At 44.9% G+C, this 18,021-nt stretch carries 16 protein-coding genes and 1 riboswitch; of the genes, 8 read left to right on the top strand and 8 right to left on the bottom strand.

From position 1 onward, the window contains the following. Window positions 1-59: 59 nt before the first annotated feature. Window positions 60-1,358 (bottom strand): nucleobase:cation symporter-2 family protein, encoded by a 1,299-nt coding sequence (locus I579_RS11405; RefSeq protein ID WP_010753556.1) that lies wholly within the window; start codon window positions 1,356-1,358, stop codon window positions 60-62. A gap of 1 nt (window position 1,359) precedes the next feature. Then, window positions 1,360-1,941 carry a xanthine phosphoribosyltransferase gene (locus I579_RS11400; protein ID WP_010753555.1) on the bottom strand — a complete coding sequence of 194 codons (582 nt, stop codon included), beginning with the start codon at window positions 1,939-1,941 and terminating at the stop codon, window positions 1,360-1,362. A gap of 68 nt (window positions 1,942-2,009) precedes the next feature. Beyond that, a riboswitch (purine riboswitch) is annotated at window positions 2,010-2,106 on the bottom strand. Between the two features lie 172 nt (window positions 2,107-2,278). Between I579_RS11400 and I579_RS11395 the strand changes: the two genes are divergently transcribed. After that, window positions 2,279-2,554 (top strand): hypothetical protein, encoded by a 276-nt coding sequence (locus I579_RS11395; RefSeq protein ID WP_010753554.1) that lies wholly within the window; start codon window positions 2,279-2,281, stop codon window positions 2,552-2,554. Then, window positions 2,551-2,835: a hypothetical protein gene (locus I579_RS11390; RefSeq protein ID WP_010753553.1), complete on the top strand. Its 285-nt coding sequence runs from the start codon at window positions 2,551-2,553 to the stop codon at window positions 2,833-2,835. Before I579_RS11395 ends, I579_RS11390 begins: the two co-directional genes overlap by 4 nt. A gap of 79 nt (window positions 2,836-2,914) precedes the next feature. Here the strand turns inward: I579_RS11390 and I579_RS11385 are convergent, their stop codons facing one another. The 3 genes from I579_RS11385 to I579_RS11375 form a co-directional block, all read right to left on the bottom strand. After that, window positions 2,915-5,818, bottom strand: a complete 2,904-nt coding sequence (locus tag I579_RS11385) for an MSCRAMM family protein (protein ID WP_143139890.1) — start codon at window positions 5,816-5,818, stop codon at window positions 2,915-2,917. A 438-nt stretch (window positions 5,819-6,256) separates the two neighbouring features. Then, the gene (locus tag I579_RS11380) at window positions 6,257-6,997 is read right to left on the bottom strand and encodes a sialate O-acetylesterase (RefSeq protein WP_010753551.1); all 741 of its coding nucleotides are present in this window, start codon (window positions 6,995-6,997) and stop codon (window positions 6,257-6,259) included. A 116-nt stretch (window positions 6,998-7,113) separates the two neighbouring features. Next, on the bottom strand, window positions 7,114-8,124 hold the full coding sequence (locus tag I579_RS11375) for a PocR ligand-binding domain-containing protein (protein ID WP_010753550.1): 1,011 nt from the start codon (window positions 8,122-8,124) through the stop codon (window positions 7,114-7,116). A gap of 363 nt (window positions 8,125-8,487) precedes the next feature. Here I579_RS11375 and I579_RS11370 point away from each other — a divergent pair, with 363 nt between their 5' ends. Beyond that, window positions 8,488-9,654, top strand: a complete 1,167-nt coding sequence (locus I579_RS11370) for an iron-containing alcohol dehydrogenase (protein ID WP_010753549.1) — start codon at window positions 8,488-8,490, stop codon at window positions 9,652-9,654. A gap of 94 nt (window positions 9,655-9,748) precedes the next feature. Here the strand turns inward: I579_RS11370 and I579_RS11365 are convergent, their stop codons facing one another. Beyond that, complete coding sequence (locus I579_RS11365; RefSeq protein WP_010753548.1) at window positions 9,749-10,096, bottom strand: winged helix-turn-helix transcriptional regulator; 348 nt, start codon at window positions 10,094-10,096, stop codon at window positions 9,749-9,751. 132 nt (window positions 10,097-10,228) lie between these two features. Between I579_RS11365 and I579_RS11360 the strand changes: the two genes are divergently transcribed. From I579_RS11360 to I579_RS12940, 3 genes are all read left to right on the top strand, one after another. Beyond that, complete coding sequence (locus tag I579_RS11360) at window positions 10,229-11,212, top strand: aldo/keto reductase (RefSeq protein WP_010753547.1); 984 nt, start codon at window positions 10,229-10,231, stop codon at window positions 11,210-11,212. Between the two features lie 200 nt (window positions 11,213-11,412). Next, a complete protein-coding gene (tnpA, locus tag I579_RS11355) occupies window positions 11,413-11,895 on the top strand; it encodes an IS200/IS605 family transposase (protein ID WP_169337950.1) in 483 nt (160 codons plus the stop codon). Window positions 11,896-12,165: 270 nt separating this feature from the next. Next, the gene (locus I579_RS12940) at window positions 12,166-12,585 is read left to right on the top strand and encodes a helix-turn-helix domain-containing protein (protein ID WP_010753546.1); all 420 of its coding nucleotides are present in this window, start codon (window positions 12,166-12,168) and stop codon (window positions 12,583-12,585) included. Here I579_RS12940 and I579_RS11345 read toward each other — a convergent pair. Beyond that, window positions 12,554-13,486: a hypothetical protein gene (locus tag I579_RS11345; RefSeq protein ID WP_010753545.1), complete on the bottom strand. Its 933-nt coding sequence runs from the start codon at window positions 13,484-13,486 to the stop codon at window positions 12,554-12,556. The genes I579_RS12940 and I579_RS11345 overlap by 32 nt on opposite strands. Window positions 13,487-13,750: 264 nt before the next feature. Next, window positions 13,751-15,511 carry a flavocytochrome c gene (locus I579_RS11340; RefSeq protein WP_010753544.1) on the bottom strand — a complete coding sequence of 587 codons (1,761 nt, stop codon included), beginning with the start codon at window positions 15,509-15,511 and terminating at the stop codon, window positions 13,751-13,753. Window positions 15,512-15,643: 132 nt separating this feature from the next. Here I579_RS11340 and I579_RS11335 point away from each other — a divergent pair, with 132 nt between their 5' ends. Both I579_RS11335 and I579_RS11330 read left to right on the top strand, forming a co-directional pair. Next, window positions 15,644-17,251, top strand: a complete 1,608-nt coding sequence (locus tag I579_RS11335; protein ID WP_010753543.1) for a cache domain-containing sensor histidine kinase — start codon at window positions 15,644-15,646, stop codon at window positions 17,249-17,251. Continuing rightward, window positions 17,229-17,969 (top strand): response regulator transcription factor, encoded by a 741-nt coding sequence (locus tag I579_RS11330; RefSeq protein ID WP_010753542.1) that lies wholly within the window; start codon window positions 17,229-17,231, stop codon window positions 17,967-17,969. The genes I579_RS11335 and I579_RS11330 overlap by 23 nt, the downstream gene beginning before the upstream one ends. Window positions 17,970-18,021: the final 52 nt, after the last annotated feature.

Below are 18,021 nucleotides of genomic sequence, written 5' to 3'. Positions count from 1 at the left end.
AATCCTCACCCGCACCCCATAAAAAAAACTGCCAATGAACTGACAGGTTTTGTAAGTTTTTATTCGATTTCTAACTGGGCTTCCGGTTCTTCTTTCAAACCATTAAAGATCAAGTTCAAAAGAATTGCTGCCAAGGAACTCATAACAATGCCGTTACCGGTAAACATTTGCAAGGTTTCTGGCATTTTTCCAAAGAGCTGTGGCATCACGTTAAAGCCTAAACCAAAACCTAATGCTACGGCGATGATCAATAGGTTTTTATCGTTGGTAAAATCAGTTTTCGATAGCATGCGCATGCCTTGCACCGCCACACTACCAAACATAATCAACATCCCGCCCCCAAGAACTGGTTCCGGAATGATTTGAGCCAAAGCCCCAATTTTCGGGAATAGACCTAGGATGATTAAGAAAATTGCGGAGAAATAAATTGGTTTTTTCGTTTTAATCCCAGACAATTGCACAAGGCCGACGTTTTGGGAAAACCCAGTGTATGGGAACGTATTGAAAATGCCCCCTAGCACTATCGCCAAACCTTCTGCCCGGTAGCCCCGTTTCAAATCGTCTTCTGTAATCGGCTTGCCCACGATATCTCCTAGAGCAAAGTAAACTCCGGTGGATTCCACCATGCTGACGATGGAAATGATGATCATCAATAAAATCGACCACACATCAAAGGTTGGTTTGCCAAAGTAGAAAGGTTGTGGTACGTGGAAGACCGGCGCATGGCCAATTGCGGCAAAGTCCATCATGCCCATAAAGTAAGCCAAGATACTGCCGCCAACCAAACCGATTAACACAGAAATCGAACGCAGGAAGCCTTTGGCAAAGACTTGCACGCCGATGATTAAGGCGATGGTAATAAATGCTAGCAACAGATTATTGGGATCTCCAAAGCTTTCTGCTGCGGCGTCTCCGCCACCCATTTTGGTAATCGCCACAGGAATCAAGGTTAACCCGATAACGGTGATGACCGTTCCAGTGACCAATGGCGGAAAGAGCTTTTTAATCTTGGAGAAGACCCCAGCGATTAAAACAACGAAAACCCCAGCGGCGATGATAGAACCATACATGGCTCCGACGCCTTTGTCGCTACCGATTAAAATCAGGGGCGCCACCGCTTGAATGGCACAGCCCAAAACAACAGGCAAACCGATACCGAAAAACTTATTTACCGTTAGTTGCAACAGTGTGGCAATCCCACACATGAAAATATCAATGGAAATCAAGTAAGTCATCTGGGACTCATTAAAACCTAAGCCTGTCCCAATTAAGATTGGCACTGCCACTGCTCCGGCATACATGGCCAATAAATGTTGCAAACCTAAAACGGCCGCTTTTCCTGTCTGCTGCTCCTTCACCTTACGCGTCCTCCTCCAAAAACTCGACTTTGCCTTCTGATAAAGACTTAATCCGGGCCAAAGAGACCACTTTTAGTCCCATTGCTTCTAATAATTCCCGACCATCTTGGAAAGATTTCTCGATTACGATGCCGATCCCTTCCACGTGAGCGCCGGCTTGACGACACAGTTCAATCAACCCTTTGGCCGCTTGACCGTTTGCTAAAAAGTCATCTACGATCAATACATTGTCTTCAGCCGATAAGAATTTCCGAGAAATCGAAATCGTGCTAGTAACTTGTTTGGTGAAAGAATAAACTTCTGCTGTTAGTAGTTCTTCATTCATGGTCAAACTCTTGGATTTCCGAGCAAAAACCATGGGCACTTGTAAATATTGAGCGGCGTATAGCGCCGGTGCAATCCCTGATGCTTCAATGGTAACGACTTTGGTGATCTTCGCTTCCGCAAAAACCTTAGCAAAAACCCGTCCGATTTGTTCCATTAAAACCGGATCTACTTGGTGTGTTACGAAGCTATCGACTTTCAAGACCCCTTCGCCTAAGACGTGGCCATCCGCTTCGATGCGTTCTCTTAATTCCTTCATCTTGACACTCCTCTTTTCATTATAAAAAAACACAGAATCACTTTTTTACGGTTCGCAAAAAAAGTGTCTGTGCACGTTTTTTTGCTTATAGTCCGATATTTACGGTATCGGGTAGAGACTGTCGACCAATTACGACGATATATAAGCAGTATCCATTCGGTTCCCGCAAACTTGGCAGGTATTTATGTTGGAAAGTATAACACCCTCCCTGAAAAGGCGCAACTTATTTTCACCAGTTTTTCATGAATTCCATCGCTTTACAATGCGAACGTTTGTTTGTATAATAGAAGTAAGCAAGCGGTGTCCCGTCAGGTGTGTTTTTAAGGAGGTTTTTTCAATGCTGAGCAAACAAGGAGAAATTCAAAAAATCAAACTTATCGCAAGCGATCCTCCTTTGGTGTATTTCCAACTGGGAGAAGAACACTGTTTAATTGCCCGTCATGCTTTAACTTTCTTTGCCGAAGCAGCCCCAGGAAGCAATGTGGTGGTCTTTGGTCATAAGAATAATCGGGGACAATTTATCGCTGACCAGTATCGGGTATTGGAAAAAAATCAATTGTGGCTGGACTTTTCCTTAAGCCGCTACCCTCGCAAAAAGGCCGGTCAGCCATGAAAGCCAGTGAATTGTTAACCGCCCTCACCTTACCTCAAAAAAAGCAAACCTATCAAGGAATCGCCCGCTTCGAGGAACAAAAAATCCTGCCCATTACCCAGATTCGACAAGAAAATCAGGGACTTGTTTTCTGCTCAATCGCCGGTCAGACGCCTTTGACTATGAAAGATTTATTGACGATTTTGATGACCCATCGACGGCTTTCCCTTTATTTAGAAACAAAAAATGGTACGCAGCCTATTTACGGATTTAAAGAACAAGGAAATCAAATTATTCTCTAGTAAAAAGCCCTTATCCGAAAATTTGGATAAGGGCTTTTTTTCTTGTATTTGTCGCGAAAAGAATGTAGCACCGCCTTTCTTACACCTCTTGATTCACTCTTTGATACCACCGCTCAAGTAGCAGTCCTCCGATTAAACCGATTAGTAATACGCTCCAAGCACCCCAGGGGGTTGATTTCCCTGCCCCACCTGTCTTAGGAAGTTTCCCCACCGGCGAGCGCACCAGTTCGATTTTCAAATGATTCGCTAAATCGTCTGTTTCCAAAGTGAAATGCGACGTAGTTTCGGCTGGCGATTGCTCTCCTAGTGTATCGAATACCGCTTGGCCGGTCTCATTGATCTGAAAACTTAGAACTGCCTGCATCGGTAGGTAATCCTCAGGGTGTGTGGTTTCCTTTAGATAATAAGTAATGCCCGGCTGCAGCAAGACTGACTGTTCCTTTTCTTTAAACAAAATACTCCCATCAGCTTGTTCTACTTCGACTGCAATAGGTTCCACAGTAGGATCATCCAGTGGGGAAGAGTCATACAATTCAAAACCCGCTTCAGTAAGTAGCGCATCATTCTCGGTGTTACGTTGCTTTATCGTCAAAGTATAAGGTTTTAATTGTCGTTGAAGGGTCGGCAAAGTCACTAGGCGCTTGGTTGCTTCCTCCGTCACGGTAACCTCCCCGGAAGAAAAAGTGATTTCTCCTAATGGGGCTATTGTTAACTCCCCTAAGTCCTCTGCTGCTATCGGCCGATATCCTAAGGGTGGCGCTAGTTCCACAAGCTGGTAGGTCCCAGGGAGCACCAAAGATGCTTGGAAATTACCAGAGTCATCTCTTACCAGTGGAATTTGCTGTGATGCTTGCTGTAAAGCAAAACTCCCCTCACTCAATGGCAAGCCGGCTACGTGTTGTTGAAATTGGAGATGAATCGGCTTTCGCTCTTTTTCAATGATAAGATTTGTATTCGGAAGACCAATAATCTCTCCAGTTTCGGAAATGGTTACCCGTAGCGCCCCGCTCGTCAAAAAAGCCTTGGGCACCTGGACTTCACGAAGCCAATAGTCCCCAGGTAAAACCTCGGAAAAATCAGACCAACCTTCCTCAGTAGCCAAAGTTGAAGTGTAGACAGCTTCCCCGCCTGCTTCCGTCCGGTACAAGCCGTATTGCATACCCTTGATTTTCTCCTGACTGTCTTTAACCTGACTGATAATTCTTACGTTCACCGGGATCACAGGTTCGGGCTCTTTTGGACCATCCCGAATCGAAGGCTGGGCATAGTAAGCTCGACTTTCAGTGCCGTTTTCTAGATAAGTCTCCTGGCTCACGGGATAGAAATGATTATCACGATAGGCTCCTTTGACACTTACCACGTATCGCAAACGTACCCCTTGCCGGACCCCTGTGTCACGGCCTAAAGTCAGTTGCGACCAAGAAAGCGTCCCCTTTCCTGAAATTTCCAAGGGCATCACTTTTGAGTTGGTCGGCGTTACCCGTAACTTTCCGTCTTCAGTGACTTCCAGCGCCGCAGTTTCCACCGAATCTTGTTCAAAAGTCACATAAGGGCTAAACTGCTCCACTAGCGTTGCCTGATGGATGGTCTCTTGATAAATAGGAAGCACCTGTTGTAAGGCCTGTGTTAGTGCCTCTTGATTAGCCCCTTGAAAAAAGCCCTGGGAACCGAGAGCTGGCAATGTATTCTCCTCTAGCCCCACAGAAAATTGGATTGCTTGCCAGCTCACATGGGCAGACTGACTTTGGCGCGCAGTGTAAAAGGCCCGGGCATTTTCCTGATCCTCACCACTTGCTTGCAGACCATCCCCTGAAAAATGCTCTTCTTTAGCTCGGAAAAACTTTAGAGTACTCGGCGTCCCATCGAAATCACACAAAGCTAAGGATTCCTGGACACTGAGTAGCGTATTTTCATTCTGAGGATTTTGGTAATAGCTCGAGGTTGGAAAATAAGTTGGAGCCCCAGCAGTAATCGTACAGAGGATTTTTGTGGCCTCTTCACGACCGGCTTGTGGCAAACCTAAAAGGAACAATCCCCCATCGATTCCTAAAAACGTCGGCGCGCCCACAGCAGTATCTTTGATTTTACTGAAGACATCTCGGTTTAATATGGTCTCCGGATTATTGGAAAAGAAGTCCTCGTAGCGATAATTTTCCGGATGTTTTTTCTCTTCTGGCCCCATAAAACGATATTTCATCATAGCAAGTTCCGCTTCTGTTTGCGAAAAGCCCACCAGTCCTACCCGTAAATCCAACCCTTGAGCAAAAAGATCCGTAAGAAACGATTCCAAGGAGGCCTTTAAAACAGTCCAATTGTCTGTTCCAGTCGTCCCTATCATGCGCGTGGAGCGCTCGATGACCAACACCAGATCCACTTGAGACTTAGAAACTACCACATCTCCCAACGTATCCAGAATGACTTCGAACTTTTTCTCTGATTCGTCACCGGGCAACAGACGCAAGGATTTCTTAGTATTAAGCCTACCCCCTGCTTCGGTAATATTGGTGCCAAACTCATGATACCCTCGATCAAAGTCTGGTAAGGTCCCGTCGGCTAGTTCAAAACGGGGTACCGTCCCACTTGATTCAGGTACAGCATATTGATAATTTTGCACCCAGTCTTGCAAAAGATCACCTCCTGCTAAAAATTGCTGGGTGTGATGCAAGGGGTACCAGCCAGCTGGCTCACTGTGTTCACCATAGGAAAACGGCTCCTCTACCAAATCGATGCCTTTAGCTGAAAAGTTCCTAAATTCCCCCGAGTTTCTCACTGGACCTTGAATTATCTGGCTCTCATCTGACGCTTCCGTACTAGTAACCGCCGACTCAGTCGTACTATCCGCTTCGCTGGAAACACAAGGCGCCTCTGAACTAGTTACCCGCGGCGAAAAAGCGCTCGCCGTTGATTGGAGTGCTTCAGTTGATTCTGTTGATTCTGTTGATTCTGCCGTTTCCAAAATTGTCTCGGCTTCCAACTTACTCAATGAAGCTAGCTGGCAATAAAGTAAAAGCCAAATAAGGCACAGAAGAAGCCGTAGTATTCGCCGCTTTTCCATAATCCGCGCTCCTTTATAACAACACGCCACGGGAACAAACAAAAGACTGGCTAACCTTACTACTCATCTATCTATCTATTGTACTTAGAGAGTTCCCCGCCTTCAAACCGCTCTGGTTTTCCCCTTGTCAGAAAAGTGCTTGTGAAAATTGTCTTTTTACCGATATCGTAATTGCCAGCTAACCGATTGCTAGCTCTTTTTTTGTTTTCTTAAAAATGACAAACGCAATTTTCTGTCAAACTAAACAATCTTTTTTTGCTGATTTGAAGGACTTTTTTCTCCTGTCAGCCACAAATACCACAAAAAAACAGCCTAGTAAAAACTAAGCTGCTCAACTGGTCAAGCCTTTGCTTCTTTTGGATTTTCTTAATTAAATGCCAACAGAGCTTGGGCGACTTCTGCCCCAAGTAGGTTGTAAGCATATTGATCATAGTGGAAAAGATCAATCATGTGCCCATTCTCTCGCATGCTCGCTAAACTCGTGGGTACAAAGGTCACCTGCTCCAACGTACCCAAGTTTCGTTGCGCTTGACGAATCGGGAGATACAGGTCTGGCACATCCCGCTGATTCCCGATTTCCAGCACAAAAATCTCATCTACATCTTTTTCCAATAAGCGCTTGAAAAAAGCTGTCGCCAACCCTTGATACTCCTCAGTGGTGCGTTTCAAATCTCCGTCTGTCTCTCCTTGTAGCCATAAAAAGGTCACACGCTCGATCTGATATCTCGCCTGAGTCAGCCAGTTTTTGGTTTTGTGAATCCGCTCAAGCAAATCCTGATAGTAAGGCGTTCCCGGCTGCCATTCAGAAATGCTCGAGCCCCCTTTACTGGCGGAAAGGGCAATGACAGTTTTTTCGGAATCATTCAGATACGTCTCCACAAAACTCGTCACCATGCTGCCTGTTTTCATCCCAGGTTCCCAGATGCCCACAGCATTGTTCTCCAGATAACCAAACCGCTCTGTTAAAGGATAGAGCTTCGTAGGATCAGAGACGGCTCGAAATTCCCAGGCCTGCGCCTTTGTAATCTTTGGCGCCAAGGTAGCTGTTCCCCGACCGGCCATATTTGATTGACCAGCAAATATAATCAACTCTACCACTTGATCCATCTTCCGCATCGCCTCCTTCACCTTTCCATAAGCTTAATCGTTTTTTTCGCAAAGTGTCCATAACGTTTGAACTTAGTAAAAAAGCCCAACTCAGCCTTCTTTTACCAAAAAAACACTTACGGCCTTTGTCCTTGGCGCCATTTTAAAGGGGTCGTGCCAGTGATTTTCTTAAAGGAGCGAATGAAATAACTCGGCTCCACAAAGCCCAGGGTGTCACTAATTTCGGCAACGGATAAATCCGACTGGGTCAAAAGCTCTTTACCCCAATAAATTTTGAGATTAGCATAAACCCGACTAAAGGGCTCTCCGAATTCAATCCGTAACAAGCGACTGAGATATGGGGGACTGAGATTCACCTGTCGTGCCAAATAACCTAAATCTAGATGCTCGCCTTGATTGGCAAAAACCGCATCGATGGCCGGCTGTAGCTGATGATTTTGTGCCTGGTAGATACCGTTTTCCCCAAAACGCTGCACCAAACTTTCAACTTGTGTGACTTCACTTTGAGGTGGCGCTAGCACTGTTTCCGCTGGTACATTCTGAGTCGTCCAAGTCTGATTGCCAGCTACATTTTCTTGGCAATGCTGCAGCAGCTCTTCTTTTTTTACCGCTTCGGTGACAATGTACTCGCTTAACTGCGCTAGCATGGCAGCAATTCGTTCCAATTGCTCCGGTTCAAAGTGCGGATAATCAGCTAAAAGCTCCTCATGGGCTGTTTTAAAAGAACCAATCTCTGGTAAATCATCTAGTTTTAGGACTTGCTCATAATCTGATTGATGCTCGTAAACTAGCAACTCCCCAGCCATGATTGCCCCGACGTAGTGCTCTTCCACCATGATTGGAATCGCCATGTCGATAATGTCAAAATGACAGCGATAGATAAATGGTTTCTCCGTGCGCACGGCTTCTAACGCTCCTCGGGCATCACATTTTTCGCAATACACGGCCAACTCAGGATGAGCGCGGGCCAAACGACAAAAAGGCTTCACTTGGCTGTGAGGCGTCAAGGGCTTTCCCCGATAGTCCACCAAAACCAATGCTAAATCCGTGGCCAGTGCAATTTTTTCTTGCAAAGTAGTCCATTTGTCTAAGTCCAATACTCGCTGAATCTCCAGTGGTTTCGCCATCTCGTGCCTCCTCTTAGCGGTTTTCCAATCATTCGTGTGCTCTTGAACAAACATTTCTGATTTGATTATAAACCTACTGAAAAAAATAGCAACAAATTCCTATTTCACAAAATAGTCCTATCGTTTTTTGCGAAAAGTCCCTCTAAAAGTGCATTGAGTTTTGCTGACCCAACGCTTAGGATTAGCTTATCAGTCGTGATACTCTTCACATTCAAGCGCTTACCCACAAAGCATAAGACGGGTGGTCCTCGTTTTACCTATGAAGTTCTTCATGACTTAAAGGTTTTCAATTCATCAAAAGTCTTTCTTAAACTTGCGATGACTTGCAAAACCAATTGCCTTACAAAAAAAGGAGCGATTCTGATGAAAACAAATTTTGACTTTATGATGCCCAGTGTGAACTTTTTTGGTCCTGGTGTTATCGAAAAAATCGGGGAACGAGCAACAATGTTGAACATGCATAAAGTTATGCTGGTAACGGACAGCTTTTTACGCAATTTAGAAAATGGTCCGGTAAAACAAACAGAAGCTAGTCTGAAAGCTGCCGGTGTGGACTATGTAATTTTTGATGGGGTTGAACCCAATCCTAAAATTCGCAACGTAAAAGCCGGTGTCGCACAATACCAAGCAGAACATTGCGACGGGTTAATCACGGTTGGTGGTGGTTCTGCCCATGACTGCGGCAAAGGAATTGGGATTGTCTTGACCAATGGTGCGGATGTCACCAAACTAGCCGGCATCGAAACCTTAACAGAACCCTTGCCTCCATTAATGGCCGTTAACACCACTGCGGGAACCGCTTCTGAAATCACGCGCCACGCCGTTTTGACAAATGAAGAAACCCATCTGAAGTTCGTGGTAGTTTCTTGGCGAAATGTCCCATTGGTTTCCTTCAATGATCCTTTGCTCATGTTAGATGTTCCTCAAAAACTAACCGCCGCAACCGGGATGGATGCCTTGTGTCACTGTGTGGAATCTTACGTCTCCGAAAATCGCAACCCCATCACCGATGCCCAAGCAGAACAAGGGATCAAATTAATCGGTCAATACTTGCGCCGAGCAGTAGCCAATGGTCATGATTTAGAAGCGCGCACCAATATGGCCTATGCGTCACTACTGGCAGGTATGGCTTTTAACAATGCCGATCTAGGCTATGTTCATGCCATGGCACACCAACTTGGCGGCCAATATGATGCTCCCCACGGCGTCTGCTGTGCTGTCTTAATGCCAACAGTGGAACGCTGGAATATGATTGCCAGCCCAGAACGCTTTGCCAATATCGCCGTGATGTTAGGTGAAACGATCGACGGACTTTCCAAAATGGCAGCCGCTGAAAAAGGCATTGCGGCCTTAGAACGTATCTCTGAAGATGTAGGTATCCCAGCAAATATCAAATCCATCGGAGCTGATCCAAAAGACTTTGATTTGATGGCTACCAACGCGCTAAAAGATGGCAATGCTTTTTCTAATCCTCGTAAAGGTACTCACAAAGATATCGTTGCCTTATTTGAAGCAGCATATAAGGGATAGTTTTCTCAACAGTCTTTAAACTAAAAAGCCCAAGAACCTTACGACACCACGTCGAGGGGTTCTTGGGCTTTTTTCTACCGATTATTTCTTCACTTCACGAACATTGAGGTGCGGTTAATTCGAAGCGCTCATCCATGTTTTTTTCGCCCCATTCGCACATTAACTCTAAGATTGGCCACAAAGTCGCGCCTTTTTCCGTGATGGAGTACTCCACCCGAGGTGGTACTTCTGCAAAGACTTCTCGATGGATTAAACCATCCTTTTGCAATTCTCGGAGCTGATTGGTCAGTGTTTTTTGGGAGATTTGCGTAACCTCTGCTAACAATTCCGTAAAACGTTTGGGCCCATTTTCAATCAGTGTATGTAAAATCAGGGGCTTACTTTTCCCACCAATCATTCGCAAAGTGACTTCCATTTCACAGGTTACTTTTATTTTATCCATCCAATAGTTACCTCCATTACCCTATGTGCAAAAAAAAGTGCCGTATTGACGCCGGTTTTCTCCATTGCTATACTTTTTACTGTAATAGTAATATATGATATATTGAAGACAAAATCAATGAGGTGAAACGAAATGTTAAATAAACGAACTTTCGATAAAATCGACGCACCAGTTTCCGAGATTGGCCTAGGAACTTGGCAGTTAGGAACCAAATGGGGTGAACCATTCAATGGCGCCGAAGCAGAGAAAATCTTACAAACCGCCTATGAATCTGGCATTACCATGATTGACACCGCCGATATTTACAACGACGGCGAAAGTGAAAAAGCCATTGGGAAATTCATGAAGCAAACCAATACGGACTTTTTCGTTAGCACAAAATGTGGCCGCGGACTCGATCCCCACACGGCAGAGATGTACACGCCAGAAGCCATCGAAAGCTTTGCTGATGCAAGCCTTAAGCGTCTGCAAACCGAACGCTTGGATATGCTCCTCCTCCACTGTCCCCCTAGCTCCGTCTACCAAAAAGACGCGATTTTCACGAAGCTCGATAAAATGCAACAAGCAGGGAAACTACGGTCTTACGGGGTCAGTGTGGAAAAAGTTAGTGAAGCATTAGCCGCCGGGGAATATCCGATTTCTGCCGTGGAAATCATTTTTAATATGTTCCGCTTAAAACCAGGAGAAGAACTGTTGCCAAAATTACAAGCCAAAAAGATTGGTGTGATCGCCCGGGTACCTTTAGCCAGTGGCCTTTTGACCGGTAAATACACGAAACAAACGACCTTTGGCAAAGACGACCACCGCTCCTACAATCGCAACGGCGAGGCCTTCGATAAAGGCGAAACTTTCTCTGGGGTGGATTACGATCTAGGCCTGCAAGCCGTGGCGGAATTAAAAGCCTTGTTCCAAACCGACAATTTGATTCCCTATGCCCTTAAGTGGATTTTGATGCATGACGCCATTACTACGGTGATCCCTGGTGCCAGTAAAAGTCAACAAGTGGTTTCAAATGTGACCGCCGCTGCCATCCCGGATTTGACCCCTGCACAAATGGCTGGCGTTCAAAAAATCTACGACCAATACATTCGTGCCCAAGTTCATCAAAACTGGTAATCTGTAGTATTTATAAAAAACAGCCCCAGAAGCGCAATTGCTTCTGGGGCTGTTTGATTAGTTGGGCGTGGAGCCCTGTTGAGGTCGCACAGCGTCCGAAACAAAAAACTACCCGCTATGCGGGTAGAGAATCAGTGGCTATGCCACCAAAAATCCCATTCCTGTCGTACAATTGGGTTGTTCAGGCTCAATTGAAAGGAATGGGATTTTTGGCAAATAAAACAAACAGCTTAGCGCATACAAAATGGATGTGTAAGTATCATATTGTATTTACACCAAAGTATAGACGGAAACTAATTTACAATCAAGTACGGCGAGATTTAATTGAGATCTTCCAACTCTTGTGCAAGTACAAAGGAGTCGAAATTATCGAAGGACATATGATGCCAGATCATGTTCATATATTGGTAAGTATTCCACCCAAAATTAGTATCTCTTCATTTGTTGGCTATTTAAAGAGCAAAAGTGCCTTACAAATTTTTGATCGTCATGCCAACTTGAAATATAAGTATGGCAATCGAAAATTTTGGGCAGAAGGATATTATGTTAGTACCGTGGGATTAAACGAAAAAACAATCGCAAAGTATATTCGGGAACAGGAATCACACGATATCGCACTCGATAAATTGAGTGTACGAGAATATGAAGACCCATTTTCAGATGGTGGCTTCAGAAAAAAATAAACCGGTTTGACCGGTAAGTGAAAGTGCCAAGGGCATTGAGCCTGAACAAAGTGAAGGATAACGTCTTTAGGCGTAGCCATAGCAACAAGGGGTTACACCCGCAGAGCAAACCACCCGTTAGACGGGTGGTAATGATTCGCTTTCCCTACTTATTTTAACAAACGCCGCGTTTTCCTTTTTGAAACACTTTTTAGACATCGACCTATTTCACAAAATCTTGGCTGAGGCGCTGGCAAATGCTAAAATAAAGAAAAACCTCAGGAGGTTGCGATGATTGATCTAAACAGAGTGCTGACTTTTACCGAAGCGGCGGAAAAATGGAGCCTAGCCGGGGGCAATACCTTGCGACAAGCAGTCCTCCGTGGCAAATTTGAACCTCATGAAATCAAGAAAAGCGGGACTGTCTGGCTGACAACCTACGACGCTATGCACCGGGTTTTTGGTGAACCGCATTCTGATATTTTCCAGATTCCCTTAGTGGAAATCATCGCCTCACTTAAGAAAACCCAAGCTGCCGATCGAGAAAGTTTCAATAAAAGGATTGCCCAAGCTCTTGAAAATTCACAAAAGCTAGCCATTACCGAAAGCATCATGGGCAAAGAAGTCGTCCTCTATATTTTTTCCAGCTACCCAGAATACGAGAATTGGCTGGCGCTCATCAGCCGAGGCCAACCTTTTTCGTCCAACTAAAAAGACCAAACTTCTTCTGAGTAATCTGCGGAGCTTCTAGGTTTTCAATGGTGATTTCACTGGTGTATTCCGTCTTCAAACTGGCGGCGATCAACTCAGAAGTGATGCGCTCTAACTCCACATCCCCTTCACCTCGGCTGTAGTTTTGCCCATCAAAGTCAATGATTGGGATTCGATATTCGGCTAAATACGCTCTTTTTTGATCAAAGGAGACGGAGAGCAAGGGAACCGCCAAAACCAGATCGATTCGTTTGGCTAGTTTTGGCAAATCACGCTCATTAAAGGCACTACTATTGCCATACAAAAGCCTAAGATCATAGTCTTGGTCTACTTCTGCGTAAAGACTTTCCAAGTGAAAACTTTCTTCTAAAACACGGATGCCCCGCTTGTTTAACCCTTGGATAAAGCTCCGGAAGAAGGGCTGTTGCCGGTTTCCACCCATAATAAAAATCTCCATGTTTTTATCCCCGGCCTTATTTAAGCGACCCTTCGCCGTCACATATCCTCTTTCCTCATCCAAAACGAGCAGAAGATCCAGCAATCCTCCTAACGCCACATCCCCTTGCATCCGCCCAAAAAGCAGACTATCAAGCTCTTGTACAACCACTGGATAGTCATGTAAAAGAGCTTTCTTCGCTTTGGTGCGATAGCGAACTTGGGGAGCTACCAAAACCGCATCAAAGACTCGGGCAAACTCATCTACATTGTCCGGTCGAATGAAATCAATGCCCCCATAAGCTAAAACCACATCGGCCTCATTGCCATAAGTCCCGGGATTGCTTAAGACCGTCTCCACATCGTAAAACTTGATGGCCACGGCACTAGTTTTCGCAGCCAGTGCAATTTTTTGGCAAAACATACTGGAAGTGCCACCACCAGAGCAACCGATAAAGACAAACATGTATACACACCTCACTTTTCGTCACGAATTCGTTACAGCAAGTGTAGCATATATTTCGCTAAAGGAATAGGTTGAAGTTGTTCAACAGAAAAAACGACTGCCTCATAAAATAAGCAGTCGTTTTTTTGCTGGCTTAACGCGGTGGGTTCCTCAATCAGTCAGTAAGACCAAAAACACCCATAAAACGACCGAATTCTCGTCATTTCATGGGTGTCTGATTAAGGTCTTATAATCCAGACCTATTCCGTGTAACTTTTCGTATTTTTACAGCTTGCCCGCCGTTTTTCCGGCAATTCGGCCGAAAGTGATAATATCGGTGATCGCATTGCCCCCGAGACGGTTGCTTCCTTGGATGACACCGGTTAGCTCTCCCGCAGCATAGAGTCCAGGAATGGCTTTCCCCGCTTCATCCAGTACTTCAGTCTCTTGGTTGATTACCAATCCCCCCATCGTATGGTGAACGGAAGGAATGGCCTTTTCGATATAATAAGGACCTTTTTCCAAAGAAACCAGTCCGCCTCGGTGATGGAAATCTTTGTCATCGCCGGTTTTTGCGTATTCATTGACTTTTTCCACGGTGGCTTTCAAGGCTTCTGGATCAATGTCGAAGAACTCCGCTGCCTCTTCCAAAGTATCAGCTTTCACTAACAATTTGTCTTTAATCAATTCATCGTATTCGTCTTCATGAGCTGCTTTTGTTTTGGAAATTCCGTCGATATCATCATTCCACAACTGATAGGTGTACCCTCCAGTTTGCGCCAAAATTGCTTCTGAAATTACATCCCGACGTTCCAATTCTTCCACAAAACGTTGGCCTTCTTGATTGACTAAAATCGCCCCATCAAAGCGAGTATCGGCCAAGAGGGAAATCACGCCTGTTTTTGGATTGGCAATCGGATACGTTTGGATGCTTTCCATATTAGTCAAAGCTGCTCCGACATTTTCAGCCATAACAATCCCGTCCCCAGTGGTTCCTTCTGTATCGGTGGACATGTAACGTTCATCGTATTCCGGATTGTACTCTTTGCGCATCTTCACGTTTGAACCAAAGCCCCCGGTGGTTAAGATGACTGCGTCTTTGGCGGTGAATTTGACCTCTTGATTTTCCTTATACGTAGCAGCAACTCCGGTCACTTTGCCGGAGTTATCTTGGAGTAATTCATCTGCTTTCGTATCTACCAAAATCTTTACCCCGGCCGCTTCGGCTTTTTTCTTCAACTTGGTAATGACTTCTTGTCCAGTATGTCCCACAGGAATCAGTGCTCGTTTATAACTGTGACCGCCAAATTGGAACAGTTGGTCTTCAAGAAATTCCACCTTAACCTCATCGCGCAACCATTCCGCAGAAGCCAAAGCATTTTCAGCCATTAGGTGAACCAATTTCGGATCTCCGAGGTTGTCTCCACCTTTCATGGTGTCTTCATAGTAGCTTTCCACAGAGTCTCCGGTAATGCCCAATTTCTTTTGCACCCAGTTACCTGGTGCGTTCATTTCCCCACCAGAAATCAAGGTGTTTCCGCCTACTGTTGGCATTTTTTCAATGATCACTACTTTTTTGCCGGCTTCAGCAGCTTCGATAGCAGCACTAAATCCAGCCCCACCGGAACCAACAACTACGACATCATAGTCTTGCTTATCGTCCAGTTTCGCAACTTTTTTCTTCCCTTTAACTGCGGCTAAACTAATGCCTGATTTTTTAATGGCATCTTTCACGGCCGCTAAATATCCTTCACTAGTCGCAGTCGAGCCGCTGACTACATCGACTTCTGCGGAGTTGCCATTGACGATGGTTTCTTTCAACTCGTTGTAGACCGGTTCTGCTAAGACTTCATTTTCTTTTTGATCGTTGACTTTGATATCTTTAATCTGGTCTCCTTCAAAGGTCACCGAAACCTTGATATCCCCGTGTTTCCCACTGCCGACGCCTTCAATTGTTTGTGCTTTGGCACTTTGACTGCCACCACAGCCCGTCAGCAATAATGTGGCGGTCAGCATCATGGTGATTGCTCCAAAAATCTTTTTCATTGCTTTCTCCTCTATCCCTATATTTTTCCAACGAATCCAGTATAATAGGAGCGGATCAAAAAATAGTTGGACATTCTGAGATTCAGGTGGACTTTTTGCTCCATTCGTGAAAATAAACACAAAGAGGCTATTATGCATTCCATCAAGAAAACCACAATTTTAATCTTTCTAGGCGTTTCATTCGGCTTAATTGCCGCCTTTACTGCCACGATTCATTATGAATTAACCCAAAATACGATTCCCTTAAACCGCTCTATCACACAAAAATTTGTTGATAATCGCACAAGCCAAATCAATAGCTGGTTCGGGGAACGTTTGGCAGAGCTCCGGTTGTTGGCTTCCTTACCGACTACCGGTGAATACGATCGGGATAGTTTTTTTACCGAAACGGAGAATCTGGTGCAGGCGGCTCCGGAAAATTATTTATCCATACGATTGGTTTCAGAAAAGGGAACTTCCTATTCTGCCAATCCAATTATTCCAGGATTTTCGGTCAGAAATCGCTCCTATTATCAGAAAATGTTGGCCCAGGATTTAGACTATACCGTTAGCAACCAGCTGATTTCAAAGGAAGATCACCAAGCGGCGGTAGTAATTTTTTACCGCTTGTCGCAACCCCTGGAAGATCAAACGGCTTTTCTATCAGCCGCCGTTCCTTTGAAAAAAGTTCGCTCTTTAGCCAAAGATCTGGACCTTTATGACGGGACTGGGATGCTCTTAGGTGCAGATACACCGGCTCCCGCGATCGATCAAGACAAGGAAATTCTTTTGACCAGCGCACTGACGTATTTGCCTGATTGGCAGGTGACCTACATCGTCCGTAAAAAAGCCTTAGGTGGCTCCACTGAAGAGCTTCTGCGAATTTTACAAATCGTCATGCTGATTGTGTTGCTATTGTTAGGACTCTTTTCGCTGCTACTCTTTAAAGCCATTTTGCAGCCGATTATCCTGTTGCGGGATACCATGCTCCAAGTCCAAACCGGAGATAAACAGATTCGGGTGACCATCGATAATCCTAAAGAAATTGCGGAACTGGGCACAGTATTCAACCATACTTTGGATAAAGTATATGAAAATGAAGAAAAATACCGACGAGCTTCTTTACGTGTTCTGCAAGAACAGATTCAGCCACATTTTTTATACAATACGTTGAACGCGATTCAATGGCAGGTCTTAGGTGGTGATCAACAAGGCGCCTTGGCAATGCTCGAAAATTTAAGCACCTTCTTTCGTAAAGGATTAAATCAAGGAGAAGAATTAACCACGGTCGCTGATGAAGTCGCTCATGTCCGCTGCTATTTGGCCATTCAACAGATTCGACATGAAGAACTGGCGACTGTCGCCATCACTGTGGATCCAGATTTACAAAAGGAACCTCTGCTGCATTTTCTATTGCAACCCTTGGTGGAAAATGCCATTGATCACGGAATACGCACCCAAACCGAGCGTTCGTCCAAACTTTGGATTGAGATTCAAAAGAAAAAAACCGGCATGGAGATTACCGTAGCGAATAACGGCAACCCCATCCCAGCTGCCCAACTGGCTGCCCTGAATGACCCACCCCCTGCTACTACTGGAAAAGGATACGGCTTACAAAACATTCGCCAACGTCTACAATTGATTTACGGCAAGGAAGCTCGACTTCAATTGACTAGCAACTCGGCGAAAACCCAAGTGAACATCTTTGTTCCTTATCTTACAAAATCGGAGGATGCAAATGGCAACCCTATTACTCGTTGATGATGAAAAACCCGTTCGTGAAGGCCTCGCAGCTTATATTCGTCAGTCCGCCCCTTTCTTTTCAGAAGTCTTAACCGCCAAAAACGGTAAGACCGCTTTAGAAACCTTTGAAAAAACAAGGGTGGATGTTGCCCTGATTGACATTAATCTGGGAGATTTCAACGGACTAGACCTGATTGCCCTAATCAAAAAACGGTTTCCCTCTGTTTTAATCGTCGTGATTAGCGGCTATGATGATTTTGAATATGTGCGCAAAGCCCTGACGTTAAAGGTGCAAGACTACTTATTGAAGCCCATCCCCCAGTCTGACTTAATCAAACTTTTGCAAGACTTGGAACAGCGAGTAAAACCGACGCCTCCAGTGGTTCCTGTGGGACAGCCGGATCTTGCTCACTTGGCGTACCAATACATCCAGCAAAATTATCCAGATCGTTCTGTTTCTTTGCAACAAGCGGCCACAGCACTCTTTATCAGCACCTCTCAGTTGAACAAACTTTTGAAAAAGGCATACGGGAGCACCTTTTCCGATCTTTTGATTCAATACCGTTTGGACAAGGCCAAAGAACTCCTGCAAACCGATTTACACTATCCTATTAGTGAAATCGCCAATAAAGTCGGCTATGAGGACCCGCATTATTTCAGCCGCCTCTTTCGTAAAAAAACTGGCCAGTCTCCTGTGCAATATCGGGAAGCAAATTTTAATGCCCCACAAATCTAGCTAGTTCAACTAGCGTCAAAATTCACACTTTTACACCCGCTTTCTTTTTCTT

It is taken from the genome of Enterococcus asini ATCC 700915 (assembly GCF_000407365.1).
GTDB classification, from domain to species: Bacteria; Bacillota; Bacilli; order Lactobacillales; family Enterococcaceae; genus Enterococcus_C; species Enterococcus_C asini.
Note: the sequence above shows the minus strand (reverse complement) of the source record. Positions and strands in the feature narration are given on the sequence as shown.

What these genes read in the sequence shown, in the direction of transcription:
- I579_RS11380 (WP_010753551.1), bottom strand. Translation starts at nt 6,997, where the DNA reads ATGGATCAAGTGGTAGAGTTGATTATATTTGCTGGTCAATCAAATATG.
- I579_RS11330 (WP_010753542.1), top strand. Translation starts at nt 17,229, where the DNA reads ATGGCAACCCTATTACTCGTTGATGATGAAAAACCCGTTCGTGAAGGC.
- tnpA (WP_169337950.1), top strand. Translation starts at nt 11,413, where the DNA reads ATGGGATTTTTGGCAAATAAAACAAACAGCTTAGCGCATACAAAATGG.
- I579_RS11335 (WP_010753543.1), top strand. Translation starts at nt 15,644, where the DNA reads ATGCATTCCATCAAGAAAACCACAATTTTAATCTTTCTAGGCGTTTCA.
- I579_RS11340 (WP_010753544.1), bottom strand. Translation starts at nt 15,511, where the DNA reads ATGAAAAAGATTTTTGGAGCAATCACCATGATGCTGACCGCCACATTA.
- I579_RS11365 (WP_010753548.1), bottom strand. Translation starts at nt 10,096, where the DNA reads ATGGATAAAATAAAAGTAACCTGTGAAATGGAAGTCACTTTGCGAATG.
- I579_RS11370 (WP_010753549.1), top strand. Translation starts at nt 8,488, where the DNA reads ATGAAAACAAATTTTGACTTTATGATGCCCAGTGTGAACTTTTTTGGT.
- I579_RS11395 (WP_010753554.1), top strand. Translation starts at nt 2,279, where the DNA reads ATGCTGAGCAAACAAGGAGAAATTCAAAAAATCAAACTTATCGCAAGC.
- I579_RS11375 (WP_010753550.1), bottom strand. Translation starts at nt 8,124, where the DNA reads ATGGCGAAACCACTGGAGATTCAGCGAGTATTGGACTTAGACAAATGG.
- I579_RS11345 (WP_010753545.1), bottom strand. Translation starts at nt 13,486, where the DNA reads ATGTTTGTCTTTATCGGTTGCTCTGGTGGTGGCACTTCCAGTATGTTT.
- I579_RS11400 (WP_010753555.1), bottom strand. Translation starts at nt 1,941, where the DNA reads ATGAAGGAATTAAGAGAACGCATCGAAGCGGATGGCCACGTCTTAGGC.
- I579_RS12940 (WP_010753546.1), top strand. Translation starts at nt 12,166, where the DNA reads ATGATTGATCTAAACAGAGTGCTGACTTTTACCGAAGCGGCGGAAAAA.
- I579_RS11390 (WP_010753553.1), top strand. Translation starts at nt 2,551, where the DNA reads ATGAAAGCCAGTGAATTGTTAACCGCCCTCACCTTACCTCAAAAAAAG.
- I579_RS11360 (WP_010753547.1), top strand. Translation starts at nt 10,229, where the DNA reads ATGTTAAATAAACGAACTTTCGATAAAATCGACGCACCAGTTTCCGAG.